Source organism: Streptomyces sp. NBC_01298 (assembly GCF_035978755.1).
Lineage (GTDB): Bacteria > Actinomycetota > Actinomycetes > Streptomycetales > Streptomycetaceae > Streptomyces.
In genome coordinates this window covers 8,698,169-8,713,307 of the sequence record NZ_CP108414.1, presented here as the reverse complement: position 1 = coordinate 8,713,307, position 15,139 = coordinate 8,698,169, and the positions used below count along the sequence as shown (strand labels likewise).

General features: G+C 72.9%; 16 protein-coding genes and 1 pseudogene. 9 read left to right on the top strand and 8 right to left on the bottom strand.

Annotated elements, in window-relative coordinates; translation table 11 throughout:
- Window positions 1–189: 189 nt before the first annotated feature.
- Complete coding sequence (locus OG730_RS39775) at window positions 190–522, top strand: SH3 domain-containing protein (RefSeq protein ID WP_327308867.1); 333 nt, start codon at window positions 190–192, stop codon at window positions 520–522.
- 91 nt (window positions 523–613) lie between these two features.
- Here OG730_RS39775 and OG730_RS39770 read toward each other — a convergent pair whose 3' ends face one another.
- Window positions 614–964 carry a DUF3618 domain-containing protein gene (locus OG730_RS39770; protein ID WP_327308866.1) on the bottom strand — a complete coding sequence of 117 codons (351 nt, stop codon included), beginning with the start codon at window positions 962–964 and terminating at the stop codon, window positions 614–616.
- Window positions 965–1,167: 203 nt separating this feature from the next.
- Window positions 1,168–1,323 (bottom strand): DUF6131 family protein, encoded by a 156-nt coding sequence (locus tag OG730_RS39765; RefSeq protein WP_327308865.1) that lies wholly within the window; start codon window positions 1,321–1,323, stop codon window positions 1,168–1,170.
- Here OG730_RS39765 and OG730_RS39760 point away from each other — a divergent pair.
- The 3 genes from OG730_RS39760 (at window position 1,322) to OG730_RS39750 (ending at window position 4,288) form a co-directional block, all read left to right on the top strand.
- Window positions 1,322–1,534, top strand: a complete 213-nt coding sequence (locus tag OG730_RS39760) for a hypothetical protein (protein ID WP_327308864.1) — start codon at window positions 1,322–1,324, stop codon at window positions 1,532–1,534. The genes OG730_RS39765 and OG730_RS39760 overlap by 2 nt on opposite strands.
- 209 nt (window positions 1,535–1,743) lie before the next feature.
- Complete coding sequence (locus tag OG730_RS39755; protein ID WP_442814818.1) at window positions 1,744–2,847, top strand: IS110 family RNA-guided transposase; 1,104 nt, start codon at window positions 1,744–1,746, stop codon at window positions 2,845–2,847.
- Window positions 2,848–3,016: 169 nt separating this feature from the next.
- Window positions 3,017–4,288: an alpha-L-fucosidase gene (locus OG730_RS39750; protein ID WP_327308863.1), complete on the top strand. Its 1,272-nt coding sequence runs from the start codon at window positions 3,017–3,019 to the stop codon at window positions 4,286–4,288.
- Window positions 4,289–4,326: 38 nt separating this feature from the next.
- Here OG730_RS39750 and OG730_RS39745 read toward each other — a convergent pair whose 3' ends face one another.
- Window positions 4,327–5,127, bottom strand: a complete 801-nt coding sequence (locus tag OG730_RS39745) for an AraC family transcriptional regulator (RefSeq protein WP_327308862.1) — start codon at window positions 5,125–5,127, stop codon at window positions 4,327–4,329.
- 262 nt (window positions 5,128–5,389) lie between these two features.
- Window positions 5,390–5,914 carry a GNAT family N-acetyltransferase gene (locus tag OG730_RS39740; RefSeq protein WP_327308861.1) on the bottom strand — a complete coding sequence of 175 codons (525 nt, stop codon included), beginning with the start codon at window positions 5,912–5,914 and terminating at the stop codon, window positions 5,390–5,392.
- Between the two features lie 57 nt (window positions 5,915–5,971).
- Here OG730_RS39740 and OG730_RS39735 point away from each other — a divergent pair, with 57 nt between their 5' ends.
- Window positions 5,972–7,081: an SRPBCC domain-containing protein gene (locus OG730_RS39735; RefSeq protein WP_327308860.1), complete on the top strand. Its 1,110-nt coding sequence runs from the start codon at window positions 5,972–5,974 to the stop codon at window positions 7,079–7,081.
- 23 nt (window positions 7,082–7,104) lie between these two features.
- On the opposite strand, the pseudogene OG730_RS39730 reads toward OG730_RS39735, so the two are convergent.
- Window positions 7,105–8,567 (bottom strand): annotated as a pseudogene (locus tag OG730_RS39730) (MFS transporter).
- 116 nt (window positions 8,568–8,683) lie between these two features.
- On the opposite strand from OG730_RS39730, the gene OG730_RS39725 reads away from it, so the two are divergent.
- Window positions 8,684–9,301, top strand: a complete 618-nt coding sequence (locus tag OG730_RS39725; protein ID WP_327308859.1) for a TetR/AcrR family transcriptional regulator — start codon at window positions 8,684–8,686, stop codon at window positions 9,299–9,301.
- Between the two features lie 58 nt (window positions 9,302–9,359).
- On the opposite strand, the gene OG730_RS39720 is transcribed toward OG730_RS39725, so the two are convergent.
- The 3 genes from OG730_RS39720 to OG730_RS39710 form a co-directional block, all read right to left on the bottom strand.
- On the bottom strand, window positions 9,360–9,530 hold the full coding sequence (locus tag OG730_RS39720) for a CorA family divalent cation transporter (RefSeq protein ID WP_327308858.1): 171 nt from the start codon (window positions 9,528–9,530) through the stop codon (window positions 9,360–9,362).
- Between the two features lie 336 nt (window positions 9,531–9,866).
- Window positions 9,867–10,862: a class I SAM-dependent methyltransferase gene (locus OG730_RS39715; RefSeq protein ID WP_327308857.1), complete on the bottom strand. Its 996-nt coding sequence runs from the start codon at window positions 10,860–10,862 to the stop codon at window positions 9,867–9,869.
- Window positions 10,863–10,977: 115 nt separating this feature from the next.
- Window positions 10,978–11,580: a helix-turn-helix domain-containing protein gene (locus OG730_RS39710; protein WP_442815155.1), complete on the bottom strand. Its 603-nt coding sequence runs from the start codon at window positions 11,578–11,580 to the stop codon at window positions 10,978–10,980.
- Between the two features lie 107 nt (window positions 11,581–11,687).
- On the opposite strand from OG730_RS39710, the gene OG730_RS39705 reads away from it, so the two are divergent.
- The 3 genes from OG730_RS39705 to OG730_RS39695 all read left to right on the top strand — a co-directional run bounded on the left by OG730_RS39705 (window position 11,688) and on the right by OG730_RS39695 (window position 15,061).
- A complete protein-coding gene (locus OG730_RS39705; RefSeq protein WP_442815237.1) occupies window positions 11,688–12,728 on the top strand; it encodes an NAD(P)/FAD-dependent oxidoreductase in 1,041 nt (346 codons plus the stop codon).
- 85 nt (window positions 12,729–12,813) lie between these two features.
- The gene (locus OG730_RS39700) at window positions 12,814–14,475 is read left to right on the top strand and encodes an MFS transporter (protein WP_327308854.1); all 1,662 of its coding nucleotides are present in this window, start codon (window positions 12,814–12,816) and stop codon (window positions 14,473–14,475) included.
- A 49-nt stretch (window positions 14,476–14,524) separates the two neighbouring features.
- On the top strand, window positions 14,525–15,061 hold the full coding sequence (locus OG730_RS39695; RefSeq protein WP_327308853.1) for a GNAT family N-acetyltransferase: 537 nt from the start codon (window positions 14,525–14,527) through the stop codon (window positions 15,059–15,061).
- The last annotated feature ends 78 nt before the right edge of the window (window positions 15,062–15,139 follow it).

Genomic DNA, 15,139 nt, shown 5'->3' with positions numbered 1-15,139 from the left:
TGCTCGATACCGGCGGGTTCAAACCTCGGGTCCACCGGGGCGAACGGCTCTGGGCCATCCGGAGCAACGGGGGCGTGTTCCCTCCGGGCCGCCGCCGATCCGCCGCCCGCGCGGGGGATAGTCGGTCGGGGCGGTCGGCCGCACGGGCCGCCGGCCCCGCGCCCAGGCGGCAGAGGGAGAGTGGATCCGATGGTGAAGAAGGTTTTGCTGACGTACGCCCTGGCGGCCGGAGTACTGATCGGGCCGCTGAGTACGGCCGGCTGGGCCGCCGACGGGTACGCGCGGGCCGCGTCCGGCCCCGTGGGCGTGGTCGAGACCCGCGCGCCGCTCAACGTCCGCGAGAAGCCGACCGTGTACTCGGACGTGGTGAAGCAGCTGCGTCCGCACGAGCGGGTGCTCCTCGTGTGCCAGAAGCGCGGCGGCTGGGTGGACGGCAACCCGGTGTGGTACCGCCTGCACGGCTCGAAGGGCTGGGTCTCGGCCCGCTACGTCCACAACCTCCAGCCGGTCCGCCCCTGCTGAGAGCGCGCGGCACGCGCTGAGCACCGGTGAAGGGAGCGGCCCCCGGCGTCCGGGGGCCGCTCCCTTCGCCGGTGCCGCGGCTCCAGCCGGATCAAACAGCCCGACCTCGTCGTGCCCGGCGGCTGCGCCGGGCCAGCAGGGCCGCGGTGAGTACGCCGGCGGCCGTGGCCAACGCGGTCCGGTGGCTCCGGGCCGCGGTCGCGGCCCGTACGGCCTTGCCCCGTGCCGCGTCGAGCTTCCCGTCCTGGACGAGGCGGCCGACGTGCGATGCGGCCGTCTTCCTCAGCCGCCCGGCGCTCTCCTGGACCCGCGCCGGGGAGCCCGCCCTGGAGACCAGTGCTTCGACGGTCCGGCCGAGCTCCTTCCGGGTCCGGACGGCCTGCCGGCGGAGCGTCCGTGCGCCGGGGAGCGTCTTGTTTCCGTGCAATCCGGTCGTCGTCATCGCGGTTCCCTTCCTTCGAGTCCTCCGCCTGCCCGCGGGCCGGCCGGGTGTCGTCCGCCCAGCGGCATCTGCCGGAGGGCGTGCTGCGCGGATACCCGGCAACGGGCCCATGACACAGCCGAGTTGCCCCTGAAACGGGATGGCGGCCCGCCCCGGTCGGGGGCGGGCCGCCATCCTGCCGTGTTGCGCGCACACTTCACCGGCTACCAGTAGTGACGTCGGCCGCCGACCGCGTGTCCGACCGAGCCCATGATCCACAGCACGGCCCCCACCACGAGCAGGATGACGCCGATGGTCCACAGAACGGAGATTCCGGTCAGGAATCCGATGAGCAGGAGGATGAGTCCGGCGAAAAGCATGATGTCCTCACTCGCGCGTCGAGAACGCGGCGGAGCGGTGGCTCCGCCGCGGTGCTTCGGCTCGCGTCTGCCCCCGGGCGCCCGCCTTATCCCCGCCGTCGCCGTGTGTGCCGTCGTCGGCCGGTCGGGTCAGGCCTTCAACCCGTACGCACGGTCTGCCGCGCACGTCGGCGAGGTCGAGGAGTGGATGCGCGGCCGGCTCGACGACTGACAGTGAGGATGTACGGAAGCGTTCCCCGGCGGGGTCTGACCCAACGACTGACTGACTCAGGGTCCTCAACTGGATCTGTCGGCTCCGGCCGGGGGACGCTCACGTGCATCCGCCGGACCGGGGGACGTGACTTCATAAGAGCCTGGCCAGAGGCCCCATCACTGTCTTGTCCGCCCTCCCGGCCGGCGGGTGCCATCCTGCCCGGTCGAATGGAGAGGACGGCACGATCCACGATGGCACAGCATGAGGTCGAGGTCACCGGCGGCGTCGACACCCACAAGGACACCCACACCGCGGCCGCGATCGACTCGGCAGGGCGGGTGCTGGGGTCGGCCCAGTTCCCAGCCTCCACAGTCGGCTACCGCACACTGCTGACCTGGCTCCGCTCCTTCGGTGCCCTGCTCCTGGTCGGGGTGGAGGGCACCGGTGCCTACGGCGCCGGCCTGTCCCGCTACCTGCGCGAGAACGACGTCACAGTGGTCGAGATCGACCGGCCAGACCGCAAGACCCGTCGCTGGCAGGGCAAGTCCGATCCGGTCGATGCCGAGGCAGCAGCCCGGGCCGCGCTCGCAGAACGCCGCACTGGGACCCCGAAGTCCCGTGATGGCCGTGTCGAGGCCCTGCGGGCCCTGCGGGTCGCCCGTCGCAGCGCGGTCCAGCAGCGGGCCGACGCCACCCGGCAGATCAAGACCTTGATCATCACCGCGCCAGAGGGAGTCCGCACCATGCTGCGGCACCTGAACGACAAGGACCTGCTGACCATCTGCGCGGGTTTCCGCCCCAGCCTCGACCAGGCCGGCGACCCGGTCACCGCGACGAAGATCGCCCTGCGCTCCCTCGCCCGCCGCCACCGCGACCTGGGCCAGGAGATCGACGAACTGAACGAGCTGATAGCCCCGCTCACCCAGGAGATCAACCCGGCCCTGACCGAGCTCAACGGCGTCGGCCCGGACGTCGCCGGCCAGCTGCTGGTCACCGCGGGCGACAACCCCGACCGGCTCCGCTCCGAGGCGGCCTTCGCGATGCTCTGCGGCGTCGCCCCACTGCCGGCCTCATCCGGTCGCACCCATCGACACCGCCTCAACCGTGGCGGCGACAGGGCCGCGAACGCGGCCCTCTACCGGATCGTTCTCTGCCGCCTGCGCTGGGACCAGCGCACCAAGGACTACATGGAACGACGCACCAAAGAAGGCCTCTCCAAGAAGGAGACCATCCGCTGTCTCAAGCGGTTCGTCGCCCGCGAGATCTTCCGCGTCCTGACCGCTACCCATGCCGCAACAGCAACCTCAAGTCACCTCACAACCCCTGCTTGACATCCATAAGAGCATCCCCGCCCACACCCCGTGGTGAGAACCCGTGGTGAGAACCGACCAGTTTTGGTGACTGTCCCCCACGCGGTGGGCGAATACCCGGGCATAGCTTCGAAGTGCGCGGTCCACGAGGCCGCGCACCCCGCCCCCCTCTCACCAAGGGAACCCGATCATGCCGATGCAACCCTGGTTCACCGAAGCCAAGTTGGGCATTTTCGTCCACTACGGCATCTACTCCGTCGACGGGGTCCCGGAGTCCTGGTCGCTCTACAGCGGCGAGGTCCCGCACGAGCGGTACATGCGGCAGCTGGACGGATTCACCGCCTCGGCCTACGACGCCGGGGCCTGGGCCCGGCTGTTCGCCCGCGCCGGAGCCGCGTACGCCGTGCTGACCGCCCGCCACCACGACGGTTTCGCGCTCTGGGACACGGCCCACGGCGAGCTGAACGCCGTGCACCACACCCCCGCGGGCCGCGACCTGGTGGCCGAGTACACCGCGGCGCTGCGCGAGCAGGGCCTCAAGGTCGGTCTGTACTACTCGCATTCGGACTGGAGCCACCCCGACTACGCGAGCGTGACCCATCCCGCGCCGCCGAACGAATCCGTCGCCACCCACCCGCTCGTCACCCCCGCGGACGGAGTCGACGACCCGCGGGCGTGGTCCCGGTACCTGGCGTACCGCGACGGCCAGGTCGGCGAGCTGGTCTCCCGTTTCCGGCCCGATCTGCTGTGGTTCGACGGCGAGTGGGAGCGCGGCGAGGAGCAGTGGGGCCTGCCCGCACTCGCCGAACGGATCCTCGCCGGGAACCCCGAAACCGTCCTGAACGCGCGGATGCTCGGCTACGGGGACTACGCGACTCCCGAACAGGGAGTGCCCCTCCAACAGCCCCCCGGCCCCTGGGAGCTGTGCCTGACCGTCAACGAGTCCTGGGGCTACCAGCCGCAGGACCGGGCGCACAAGTCGGTGCGGCAGCTGGTCCGCTACTTCGCGGAGACGATCGGCATGGGCGGCAACCTGCTGCTGGCCGTCGGGCCGCGCGAGGACGGCACGTTCCTCCCCGAGCAGGTGGAGCGGCTGGAGGGCCTCGGTGACTGGATCGCGAAGCACTCCGAGGCCGTGCACTCCACCGTCGCGGGTCTCCCGGCCGGGCACCACTACGGGCCGAGCACGCTGTCCGCCGACGGCCGCACGCTGTACCTGGTCTGCTTCGACCCGCCGCGCGAGACCGTCTCGCTGCGGGGCCTGCGCACCAAGGTGCGACGGGTCTCGGTGGTCGGCTCCGGCGCCCTCCTCGGGCACCGGGTCACCGGCGGCCTCGGCGAGGTGCCCGGCGTGCTGTGGATCGACGCCCCGGCGCCGGCCGACGTGGACGGGCGGGCGACCGTGCTCGCCGTGGAACTGGAAGACGAGCTGGACCTCTACCGAGGCGCCGGACGCAGCTGACGCGGCTGATACGGCTGATGCGGCTGATGCGGCCGGCATCAGCCCTCGCCGCCCCTCACCGCGCGGGGCGGGGCTCCCCACTCGCGCCTGCAGGCCTTGTTGAAGGCCTGCAGGTCCCCGATCCCCACGGCGTCCGCGATCGCGGCGATCGGCAGGGTGGACTCGCGCAGCAGGTGCCGGGCCCGCTCCATGCGCCGCCGGCGCACGTAGGCCACCACCGTGGTTCCGGTCTCGGCCCTGAACAGCCGCAGCAGGTGGTTGTGCGAGACGCCCGCGGCGCGGGCTATCCCGGGCACGGCCAGGGGTTCGGCCAGGTGCGACTCGATGTGCGCCAGGGCGGCCGCGAACGCACGGTGCGGTCGCGGCCCTCCGTCCGCGGGCCCGGCCAGGCCCGCGACGCGCCACAGCGCACCCCAGACCTCCGCGTCGGCCCGGCGCGGGGTGCGCGGGGCCGACGCGATGGCGAGGAGCAGCAGCTCGGAGAGGACCGGGGTCTGCGCCCCGGCGTCCTGCACCACCGGTATCCCGTCCGTCCGGGCAGCGCCGGGCAGCGCGAAGTGCGCGTACAGGTGCTCGGAGCGGCCCCGGTAGCGGAAGGCCACCACCGCGCCGGGCGGAACCAGGCTGACGTGTCCGGGCCGGACCTGGTGCGCGACTCCGTCGACGGTCAGTTCGGCGCCGTACCGGTAGAGGTGCAGCTGCCACAGGTCGGGCAGCCGGAAGACGTCCAGGGCGCGCGTGGCGCCGTGGACGCCGACGCCGAGGCCGGCCACGCGCGGCGGTTCGTCCAGGGGGACGGCGACGGTGCGGCCGGGATCGGTCCAGTACGTCTCGTTCACATCGCGCTTTCGTGGGGGCCGGCCGGACCTACGGGAGGACCGTGCCCGAGTCGGTCTGCGGATAGCGGATAGGCGCCACCGGTCTTGGTGACGGTGACCGTGTGGGCGCCCGGCTCGAGGTGGTCGACGGTCCCGTACGCCTGCTGGGGTCTGCACGGTGGTCGCCGTCGACCTCGGGCCGCAGCGGCGGTAGCACGGGAGCGGCGCTGACGCGGGAGCGAGGTAGCGCGGGGGCGCGGAGCGCGGGAGCGCGGGGCGCCGTTCAGGCGGACAGGTCGAGTGCGTAGACCTGTCCGATCAGGTCGGCGCCGAAGCTGTGGTGCGGTTCCTCCTCGACGAGCCGGAAGCCCGCGGCGAGGTAGATCCCGCGCGCGGCCACCAGGGTGTCGTTCGTCCACAGCCGGATCCGCTCGTACCCCGCCTCACGGGCGAAGTCCACGCACCGGGCCACCAGGCGCGAGCCCAGGCGGTGGCCGCGTGCGGCGGGGTCCACGAGGAGGATCCGCAGTTTGGCGGTGCGCCCCTCTCCCGCCGCTCCCCGCCCGCCCTCCTCGTCGGCCACGCAGAACACGCTGCCGACCCGGCGGCCGTCCAGCTCGGCGATCCAGGCCGCCTCGCGGGAGGGATCGTGGCCGGCCGCGTAGTCCGCGACGATCCGCGCGACCAGGGCCTCGAAGCTGATGTCCCAGCCGAATTCCTTCGCGTACTGCTCGCCGTGGGCCATCACCACCCAACCGAGATCGCCCGGCTCCCCCAGCGGCCGGATCACCGCGCGGACCTCGTTCATGGGAATCCTCATCTCCAGGCAACTGAAACGACTGTTTCAGTAAAGCATAATGGCCGGGTGACCCCCTCCGCTGACGACTCCGCCCGCGCCGACTCCGCCCGCAAGCTGCAGCTCCTGGAGCTGGCCTACGCCCACGTGCTCGACCACGGGCTGGCGGACATGTCCCTGCGGCCCCTGGCCGAGGCGATCGGCAGCAGCCCGCGCGTCCTGCTCTTCCTGTTCGGCAGCAAGGACGCACTGGTGCGGGCGCTGCTCGCGCGGGCCCGGCAGGACGAGACGGGCATGCTCGAAGCCGTGCACCGGGCCCGGCCTGAGCACGGGCTCGCTCGCACGGGCGAACTGGTGTGGAGCTGGCTGGCCGACCCTGGGCACCGCAAGGTGCTCACGCTCTGGGTCGAGGGCTACGCGCGCTCGCTGAGCGGCGCCGAGGGGCCCTGGGCGGGTTTCGCGGAGCGGACGATCGCCGACTGGCTGGAGCTCTTCGCCGCCGCCCAGCCGGCCGCCCGCCGCGACACGCCGGAGGGGCTCGCCGAGCGCACCCTGCTGTTGTCGGTCCTGCGCGGGGCGCTGCTGGACCTCCTCGCGAGCCGTGACGAACCGCGCACCACGGCGGCGGTGACGGCCCACCTGCGCACCCTGGAGGCCCCCGCCGACGGTGCGCCGGGGCCCCGGAACCGAACGGGGAACGGGTCCCCCGGCAGGACCGACCGCGGCGCCCGGACGGTCGCGGCGCCGCCGGCGGCCGTCTACGCCGCCCTGCTCGACCGCGCGTCCCTCGAAGCCTGGCTCCCGCCGGACGGGATGAGCGGCCGGATCGAGCGGTGGGACCCGCGTCCCGGGGGCGGGTTCCGGATGGTCCTCACCTACCTCGATCCCACCGAAAGCCCCGGGAAGACCTCCGGCTCGACCGATGTGGTCGACGTACGGTTCACCGGTCTGGTGCCGCCGGAGCGCGTGGTGCAGCAGGCCGTGTTCGAGTCAGACGACCCCTCGTACGCCGGCACCATGACGATGACCTGGCGCCTCGGCGCCCGTGACGGGGGCAGGGGCACCGAGGTGACCGTCACCGCCACCGGTGTTCCGCCCGGCATCGACCGGGCGGAACACGAGGCGGGCATCGCCTCTTCACTGGCCCACCTGGCCTCGTACGTCGAAGGGGGCCGATGACCCGGGCAGCCTGAGCGGCGGCGCTACTTGCCCACCGCGGTGGGGGCCGTTTCGGTCGCGGGGCCGGCCTGGTCCCGCAGTTCGAGCCGCTGCGGCCGGAGGGCGGGGATCAGAGCGGCGATGGCACCGGACAGCAGGGCGAAGCCGCCGCCCATCAGGAGGCCGGTGCGGAAGCCCGCCTCGGAGGTGAAGGTGAATCCGCCCGCCGTGGTGGTCATCTGAGCCAGGACCACACCGACGACGGCGGCGCCGACGGAGGTGCCCAGGGAGCGCATGAGGGCGTTGAAGCCGTTCGCGGCGCCGGTCTCCGTCAGGGGCACCGCACTCATGATCAGAGCGGGCATGGCCCCGTAGGCGAGGGCGACACCGCTGTTGATGACCATGACGGCGGCCATCAGCCCGACGGCCGTCGCGGAGAAGAGGAGCGCGACGCCGTAGCCCGCGGCCAGCACGAGCGCTCCGCAGACGAGGGTGACCTTCGGGCCGTGGACGTTGGTGAGCTTGCCCCCGAGGGGGGACACGGCCATCATCATCAGCCCGCCGGGGAGCATCCACATGCCGGCCGCCAGCATGGACTGGCCCAGGCCGTAGCCGGTGGCGGCGGGGAACTGCAGCAGCTGGGGGATGACCAGCATGCTCGCGTACATGCCGAAGCCGATGGAGACCGAGGCGAGGGGGTCAGCAGGACCCGCGGGCGGACCGTGGTGCGCAGGTCGACGAGCGGGTCGGTGGTGCGCCATTCGAACCACCCCCAGGCGGCCAGGATCACGACGGCCGCGCCGATCAGGCCGAGGGTGGTGCCGGAGCCCCAGCCCCAGTCGGCGCCCTTGGACACGAACAGCAGCAGGGAGACCAGGCCGGCCGCGAGGCCCAGCGCGCCGACCACGTCGAAGCGCTGGCCCTTGGCGGCGGCCGGAACCTCCGGGACGAAGGCCACGATCATGACGGCGACGCAGCAGGCGAGGGCCGCGGACCCCCAGAACAGGAAGCGCCAGCTCGTGTACTGGGCGACGGCCGCCGAGACCGGAAGGCCGATGCCGCCGCCGATGCCCATGGAGGCGCTCACGAGGGCGATGGAGGAGCTGAGCTTCTCGGCGGGGACGATGTCGCGGAGCAGGGCGATGCCCAGCGGGATCATGCCCATCCCGACGCCCTGGAGGCCCCGCCCGACGATCATCTGGACGACGCCGCCCGCCAGCGCGCACACCACCGATCCGGCGATCAGCGGTATGCAACAGGCCAGGAGCATGCGGCGCTTGCCGAGCATGTCGCCCAGCCGCCCGCTGATGGGTACGCACACGCCGGCGACCAGCAGGGTGGCGGTGACGACCCAGGCGGAGTTGGAGTGGGAGGTGTGGAGGATGGTCGGCAGGTCGGCCAGCAGCGGCGTGACCAGTGTCTGCATGACGGCTGCGGCGATGCCCGCGAGGGCGAGCGTCGCGATCACCTTGCCGGTGCGGGGGACGGCCATGGGCGGCTGTTGCATGAGGGGTCCTAAGAGCGAGATCGGCACACACCACAATCAGTAGTCAACTATCAGTTCGCGGTGTCCGACGTGTCAACCGGATCCGATCGTCGACTATCAGTTGTAGGGTCGGCAGCGTGCCGAACGACAGCCCCAAACCCCTGCGCGCCGATGCCGTGCGCAACATCGAGAAGATCGTCCGAGCGGCCCGCGACGTGTACGCCGAGCTGGGACCCGATGTGCCGCTCGACGAGGTCGCGCGGCGGGCCGGCGTGGGGATCGCCACGCTCTACCGCCGCTTCCCCGACAAGGGCGCCCTCCTGCGGGCCGTGATCGACCAGCAGTTCACCCAGGACGTGCTCCCGGCCATCGACCGCGCGCTGACCGACGAGGACCCCCGCCGCGGCCTGGCCTCCGTGCTCGAAGCCGCCCTGGCCTCGGCGGCCGACGAGCACCACGTGCTGACGGCCGCCCGGAACGCCGGCGTCCTCTCCCCCGAGGTCAGCGCCCGCTTCTTCGACGCGCTGGACCCGCTGGTGACGCGGGGTCAGCGGGCCGGGGTGATCCGGGGGGACCTCGTGCCCGACGATCTGAAGAGGATCATGAGCATGCTCGTCAGCGTCCTGTGGACCATGGACCCCGCCGAGGAGGGATGGCGCCGCTACGTGGCCCTGGTCATGGACGGCCTGAGCCCGGCCGCGGCGACCCCCCTGCCCCACCCGGCTCCCCCACTGCTGCGCTGGCCGCAGGAGTGAGCTCCTTCGGGCCTTAGCGCCGCGGTCTCCCCGGTGAGCAGAGCCCCGTAGCGGTCGCTCAGATCCAGTCGCGCCGCTTGAAGCCGAAGTAGAGGGCCAGCATCAGCGCGGAGGAGACCACGAAGCCGGTGTGCGTGCCGTCCCCGGGGAAGGGGACGTTCTGGCCGTAGAAGCCGGTGATCGCGGTCGGGACCGCGATGATGGACGCCCAGCTGGTGACCTTCTTCATGATCAGGTTCGAGCTTGGCGCGCTGGTGCGCGTGCCGGGCGTCCTCGACGGCCGGCTCGTGCAGCCCGAACTGCTCGGTGATCAGGTCGAAGTCCGCTTCGGTGGGATCGCAGAGGTCCAGCCAGACGGTGCGGTCCGGCTGGCCCGCGTAGGCGGGGAGGTCCTGGGCGGGGAATCCCTCCAGGGCCAGGACGCCGTCGCGGTAGAGCCGGGTTCGTGCCACCCGAGCAGGCCGGGCGGACGGCTCCGGCCGGTCCGCGAGCGAACCCCGACGGGAGGCGTCGCGGCGCGGGACCGGGCCGGCGGGGCCGCGGGGCCGCGGGGCCGCGGTACGGTTCAGCCCTTGCGGCGTGCGGCCCAGACGGCGCGCTCGGTCCGCACCGCGAGGTCCTCGCGGCGCAGGATGCTCCCGGGCCCGTCGGTGTCGAGCAGCCGGTCGAGGGCGGCGAGGTCCTCGGGCCGCAGGGTGTCGACGATGCTGAGCCGAAGGCGCCGCAGGCTGCCGAGGGCGTACGCGCCGACCGCCTCGCTGCGCGAGCCTTCGATGTTCACGTTGATCGTGCGGTCGCCGTCGAGGGCGAATCCGGCCGCGGTGAGCTTGGGTCCCCAGTCGGCGCCGCGGTGGGGCACGTGCTCGGCGTGGTGGCTCTCGCTCGCCGTGTGGCAGCGGTCTTCCAGGCCGGGCCGGCCTTCGGGGGCGTCCGCGGGCAGGAACCGGGGGAATCCCGCCAGCTCGACGACGGCGAACAGTCCCCCGGGCGCGAGCAGTTCACGGACCGTGCGCAGGGCCTGGTCCGGGTCGGCCATGTGGTGCATCGAGGCCGAGGCCCACACGAGGTCCGGTGCGCCGAGGTCGGGCCACTCGGTCTCGTCGAGGTCGGCCTGCACGGTGCGGACACGGTCCTCGACGCCCCGGGCGCAGGCCTTCTCCCTCAGGCGCTGCAAGTGCGCCGCCGAGGAGTCGACGGCCGTGACCTGCGCGTCCGGGAACTGTTCGAGCAGGGCGAAGGTGCCGGCTCCCGTGCCGCAGCCCAGGTCCACGATGTGCCGGGGCGGCTCGTTCAGGGGCAGCCAGGTGGCGATGTCGGTGATGTGCCCGGCCAGGACCTCCGCGTCCAGGTCGAGGATCTCCGCCTGGCTGTCGGCCTCGGTGTCGTGGTGGGCGTGGCCGTGAGCCTGGGCGTGGCCGTGCCGCGCTTGGCCGTGGTGGCCGTTGCCGTGGCCCTGCCCGCCGTCGTGACCGTGGTTCCGGCCGTGGCCGTGATCCTGGCCGGGGGTCTGGTGAGCTTCGCCGTGGCTGCCGTGCTGGGGTGCGTGCTGTGCGTCGGTCATGGCTCCACCGTAGGACGCTCATGCGCTTGCCGCATCGACTCTTGCCGGTTAGGCAAGAAGATGGCCTCGCGGCCCCCCGGACGCGCAAGACGCCCGCTTCGGACACGTCTCGCCGCTACCCCTGATCAGCACCTTCGTCGAGTCCGCCGCCGTCGCGCTGATGACCGCGGCGGGCGTCCCGGTCGAAGATCCCCAGGATCTCGCACGGTCCCCCCTCGGCGCCGATCGCGTGCGGCATCATCGTCGGGAACTCCGCAGCCTGGTTGGTCTCGATGCGGAAGCGCCGGTGCCCCAGCAGGAGAACCGCGGTGCCGGACAGGACCACGAGCCATTCGCGCCCGGGGTGTGCGCGCATCCGGGAGGGGTTGTCCGGCGGCGGTTCGGTCATGCGCTGACGAATGACGGTCATGCCCGGCTCGCCCTTGATCGGCCAGCGCATCTGCCCGCGGGCGGCGTCGATCGTCGGGCTGATGACGACGTCGTCGGTCGCGGTCTCCACGAGCTGGTCCAGAGTGGTATCCAGCGCGCGGGCGAGCGTGACGAGGCTGTCCAGCGCCAAGCGGCGCTGACCGTTCTCGATGCGGCTGAGCGTGGACTGGCTGAGCCGGGCCCGCACGGCCAGTTCCTCCAGGGACCAGCCCTGCGCGACGCGCAGAGCGCGGATGCGTTTGCGTACGAGGCTGTCCAGGTCACCGTCTTCTTGCGTCATAGGCAACATTGTATGCCTGCTCTGCAAGTCGGGGTTAGCGTCGTGTGTCAGAAGGCCCCGCACCACCGGGCCGGTACGAAGGAACACCCAGGAAGGAATCCGACGACATGTCCGCGATGACTGCCGCACACCCGACCGCACACCCGACCGCACACCCGACCGACGCACTGCCGGACGGGACCGTCGACGCCGTGGTGATCGGCGGCGGCGCCGCCGGTCTGAACGGCGCCCTGATGCTCGCCCGCTCCCGCCGTTCGGTGGTCGTGATCGACAGCGGCACCCCCCGCAACGCGCCCGCCGAGGGCGTGCACGGCCTGCTCGGCCTGGACGGCACCCCGCCGGCGGAACTGTACGGACGGGGCCGTGAGGAAGTGCGCCGCTACGGCGGCCTGGTCGTCTCCGGCGAGGTCAGCGCCGCCGAACACGCCGCTCCGTCCGCCGACGGCGACCTGCGCTTCGCCGTCACCCTGGCCGACGGCCGCGTCCTGACGGCGCGCCGCCTGCTGGTGGCCACCGGTCTGCGCGACGTGCTGCCCGAGCTCCCCGGACTGGCGGAGCACTGGGGCAGCCGCGTGGTGCACTGCCCGTACTGTCACGGCTGGGAGGTGCGCGACGAGCCCATCGGCATCCTCGCCACCGGCCCCGCGTCGCTCCACCACGCCCTGCTGTTCCGTCAGCTCACCGAGGACCTGGTCTACTTCGCGAACGGCACCGAACTCGACGGGGAGACCCGTACGCGCTTCGCCGCGCGCGGCATCCAGGTCGTCGACGCGCCCGTCGAAGAGGTCGTAGGGGACGGTGACGGAGGCATCCGCGGGGTGCGCCTGGCCGACGGCCGGGTCGTCGAGCGCCGCGTCCTCGCGGTGGCGACCACGCTCCTGGCCCGCACCGAGGGTCTGGCGGGGCTGGGCCTGCGGATGGAGAACGTGCCCGGCGGCGGCCGCCGCTTCGCCTCCGGCGCGGCCGGCGCCACCGACGTACCGGGGGTGTGGGTGGCCGGCAACGTCACCGACCCGATGGCCCAGGTCGGGGCCTCCGCCGCGGCCGGGGCCCTGGCCGGCGCCCACATCAACGCCGTGCTCGCCGTCGCCGACACCGGCGCGGCCGTCGAGGCCCTCGCCGCGGCAGGCAACACCGGCGCCGCCACCAGCGCCTGACGCGGGCGACCGCCCCCCTTCCTCCCCGGCAGCGCCGGACCTGGTCCGGCGCTGCCTTCCGCATGCCCTTTTCGAAGAGGAACCCATGAGCAGGAACCAGCCCCCACGGGTGGCAGCCACCGAAGTGCCCGGCCCCGCCCAAGGCGACGGCGGCCCGGACGCGCGCCGGCTTCGCACCATTCTGATCACCGTGTGCATCGCGCTGATGGCCGTCATCGCCTCGGTTTCCGGGCTGAACGTCGCGCAGCCCGACCTGGCCGTCGAGTTCGGCGCCTCGCAGAGCACCGTCCTGTGGATCATCAACCTCTACACCCTCACCCTGGCCGCGCTGCTGCTCCCGCTCGGAGCGCTCGGTGACCGGCTGGGCCGCAAGCCCACGCTGATCGCCGGTCTGGCCGTCTTCGGAATCGCGAGCGCCCTCGCGGGTCTCGCCCCGTCGGTGGAGGTCATGCTCGCCGCCCGGCTGCTCAGCGGCGTGGGCGCGGCGATGATCATGCCCATCACCCTGGCCGTGATCACCTCCACCTTCCCCGCGGAACAGCGCGGCCGGGCCATCGGCGTCTGGACCGGGGTCGCCGGAGGCGGTGGCATCCTCGGCATGTTCCTCTCCGCCGCGCTCGTCGACGTGGCGAACTGGCGCTACCTCTTCGTCCTTCCCGTCGCCCTGGTCCTGCTGGCGCTGGCCATGTCGCTGCGCGCCATCCCGGACTCCCGTGAGGCCCCGGGGCACTCCTTCGACACCATCGGCGCACTGACCTCCGTCGTCGCCGCGGCCGGCCTGATCTTCGCCCTCCAGGAAGGGCCGGAGCGCGGCTGGTCCGATCCCGCGACCCTGACCGGCCTCGCCGCCGGACTGCTCGCCGGCGCGGTCTTCGTGGTCTGGGAACTGCGGCTCCGGGACGCCGCACTGCTCGACCTGCGGCTGTTCCGCGAGCGCGGACTGGCCGGCGGCTCCCTGACCCTCCTGACGGTCTTCGGCGTACAGGCGGGCATCTTCGTGGTGCTCTTCCCCTTCCTCCAGGCCGTGCTGGGCTGGTCGGGCCTCAAGTCCACGCTCGCGCTGATGCCCATGGCCGTGGCCATGATGGCGGCCTCCGGCCTGGCTCCCCGGCTGACCCCGCGCATCGGTGCGCGCGCGACCATGGCGACCGGCATCCTGCTGGCGGGCGCCGGCCTCGCCCTCATGGCGGGCACCGTCTCCGTCGACGGCGGCTACCCGTCCGTGGTCCCGGGGATGCTCGCCATGGGCCTCGGGATGGGCCTGGCGATGACGCCCTCCACGGAGGCCATCACCGGCTCGCTGCCGCCGGAACGCCAGGGCGTGGCCTCCGCGCTCAACGACGTCACCCGCGAGTTCGGCACCGCGCTGGGCGTGGCCCTGCTCGGCGCGCTCCTGTCCGCCGGGTACCGCAGCGCCATCGACGGACGCCTCGACGGCGTCCCCCAGGGCGCGGCGGACGCCGCGAGGGAGGGCGTCGCCAACGCCGTCGGGGCCGCGGACGGCGCGGGCGCCGGGGCGCGGGCCCTCCTCGACGCCGCCCGGCAGTCCTTCGTCGAGGGCTGGCAGCAGGCCATGTGGGCGGGGGTGGCCGTGATGGCCGTCCTGTTCCTCTACGTCCTCGCCCGCGGCCCGAAGGGCCCGGCCCCGGTGCCCGCTCCCGAGGCGGTGACCGAGCCGGCGACCGAGCCGGCGATCGAGGCGGCCGCGGATCCTACGGCGGACCCCGAGGTCCTCGCCGCGAAGTGACGGGGAGGGATCACGGGGGCAGATGTCCGGTTATGTCATCATCCCTTGCATGAGTGAAGTCGAGATCCTCCCGCTGCGACTGACCCACCTCGATGCCGTTCTCGATCTCGGCTACCGGTCCTTCGACGTCAAGGCGATGCCCTACACCTCCTGGTCGCTGTCCTCCGTGGCCGCGCACTGGGACGCCCAGCCGGACGCCTGCTGGATCGCCCGCGACGAGGAGGGGCTGCTCGGTTTCGTCCTCGGGTCGCTGTCCTACGACGAGCGGGAGGACTGGGGCTACCTGGAATGGATCGCGCTGGAGGAGCGCGCCCGCGGCCGGGGGGTCGCGAGCTCCCTGGTCGAGCACTGCTGCACCGCGCTCTTCGCCGCGGGGGCGTCCCGGATCATCACCGACGTGGAGAGCGGCAACGCGGCGTCGGCCGCGATGATGCGGCGCAACGGGTTCGCCGAGAAGGTCACCGTCACCCTCTTCGTCCGCCCGAACCCGCGGGAGCACACGGCCGCGGCCTCGCACTCCGCCCAGGACCCGGCCCGCTCCATGCTGCGCCGCGCCGCCCGGGCGAGCCGCGGCCCGGCCACGTAGGCGTCCGGCCCGCAGCCCGCCGGGCTGCGGGCCCCGCCGACCGTCGGCCCCGCCCGGCGCGTCCGCGCGCCGTGACGT

What these genes read in the sequence shown, in the direction of transcription:
- OG730_RS39775 (WP_327308867.1), top strand. Translation starts at nt 190, where the DNA reads ATGGTGAAGAAGGTTTTGCTGACGTACGCCCTGGCGGCCGGAGTACTG.
- OG730_RS39770 (WP_327308866.1), bottom strand. Translation starts at nt 964, where the DNA reads ATGACGACGACCGGATTGCACGGAAACAAGACGCTCCCCGGCGCACGG.
- OG730_RS39760 (WP_327308864.1), top strand. Translation starts at nt 1,322, where the DNA reads ATGATGTCCTCACTCGCGCGTCGAGAACGCGGCGGAGCGGTGGCTCCG.
- OG730_RS39765 (WP_327308865.1), bottom strand. Translation starts at nt 1,323, where the DNA reads ATGCTTTTCGCCGGACTCATCCTCCTGCTCATCGGATTCCTGACCGGA.
- OG730_RS39755 (WP_442814818.1), top strand. Translation starts at nt 1,744, where the DNA reads ATGGAGAGGACGGCACGATCCACGATGGCACAGCATGAGGTCGAGGTC.
- OG730_RS39750 (WP_327308863.1), top strand. Translation starts at nt 3,017, where the DNA reads ATGCCGATGCAACCCTGGTTCACCGAAGCCAAGTTGGGCATTTTCGTC.
- OG730_RS39740 (WP_327308861.1), bottom strand. Translation starts at nt 5,914, where the DNA reads ATGAACGAGGTCCGCGCGGTGATCCGGCCGCTGGGGGAGCCGGGCGAT.
- OG730_RS39720 (WP_327308858.1), bottom strand. Translation starts at nt 9,530, where the DNA reads ATGAAGAAGGTCACCAGCTGGGCGTCCATCATCGCGGTCCCGACCGCG.
- OG730_RS39715 (WP_327308857.1), bottom strand. Translation starts at nt 10,862, where the DNA reads ATGACCGACGCACAGCACGCACCCCAGCACGGCAGCCACGGCGAAGCT.
- OG730_RS39710 (WP_442815155.1), bottom strand. Translation starts at nt 11,580, where the DNA reads ATGTTGCCTATGACGCAAGAAGACGGTGACCTGGACAGCCTCGTACGC.
- OG730_RS39705 (WP_442815237.1), top strand. Translation starts at nt 11,688, where the DNA reads ATGACTGCCGCACACCCGACCGCACACCCGACCGCACACCCGACCGAC.
- OG730_RS39700 (WP_327308854.1), top strand. Translation starts at nt 12,814, where the DNA reads ATGAGCAGGAACCAGCCCCCACGGGTGGCAGCCACCGAAGTGCCCGGC.
- OG730_RS39695 (WP_327308853.1), top strand. Translation starts at nt 14,525, where the DNA reads ATGAGTGAAGTCGAGATCCTCCCGCTGCGACTGACCCACCTCGATGCC.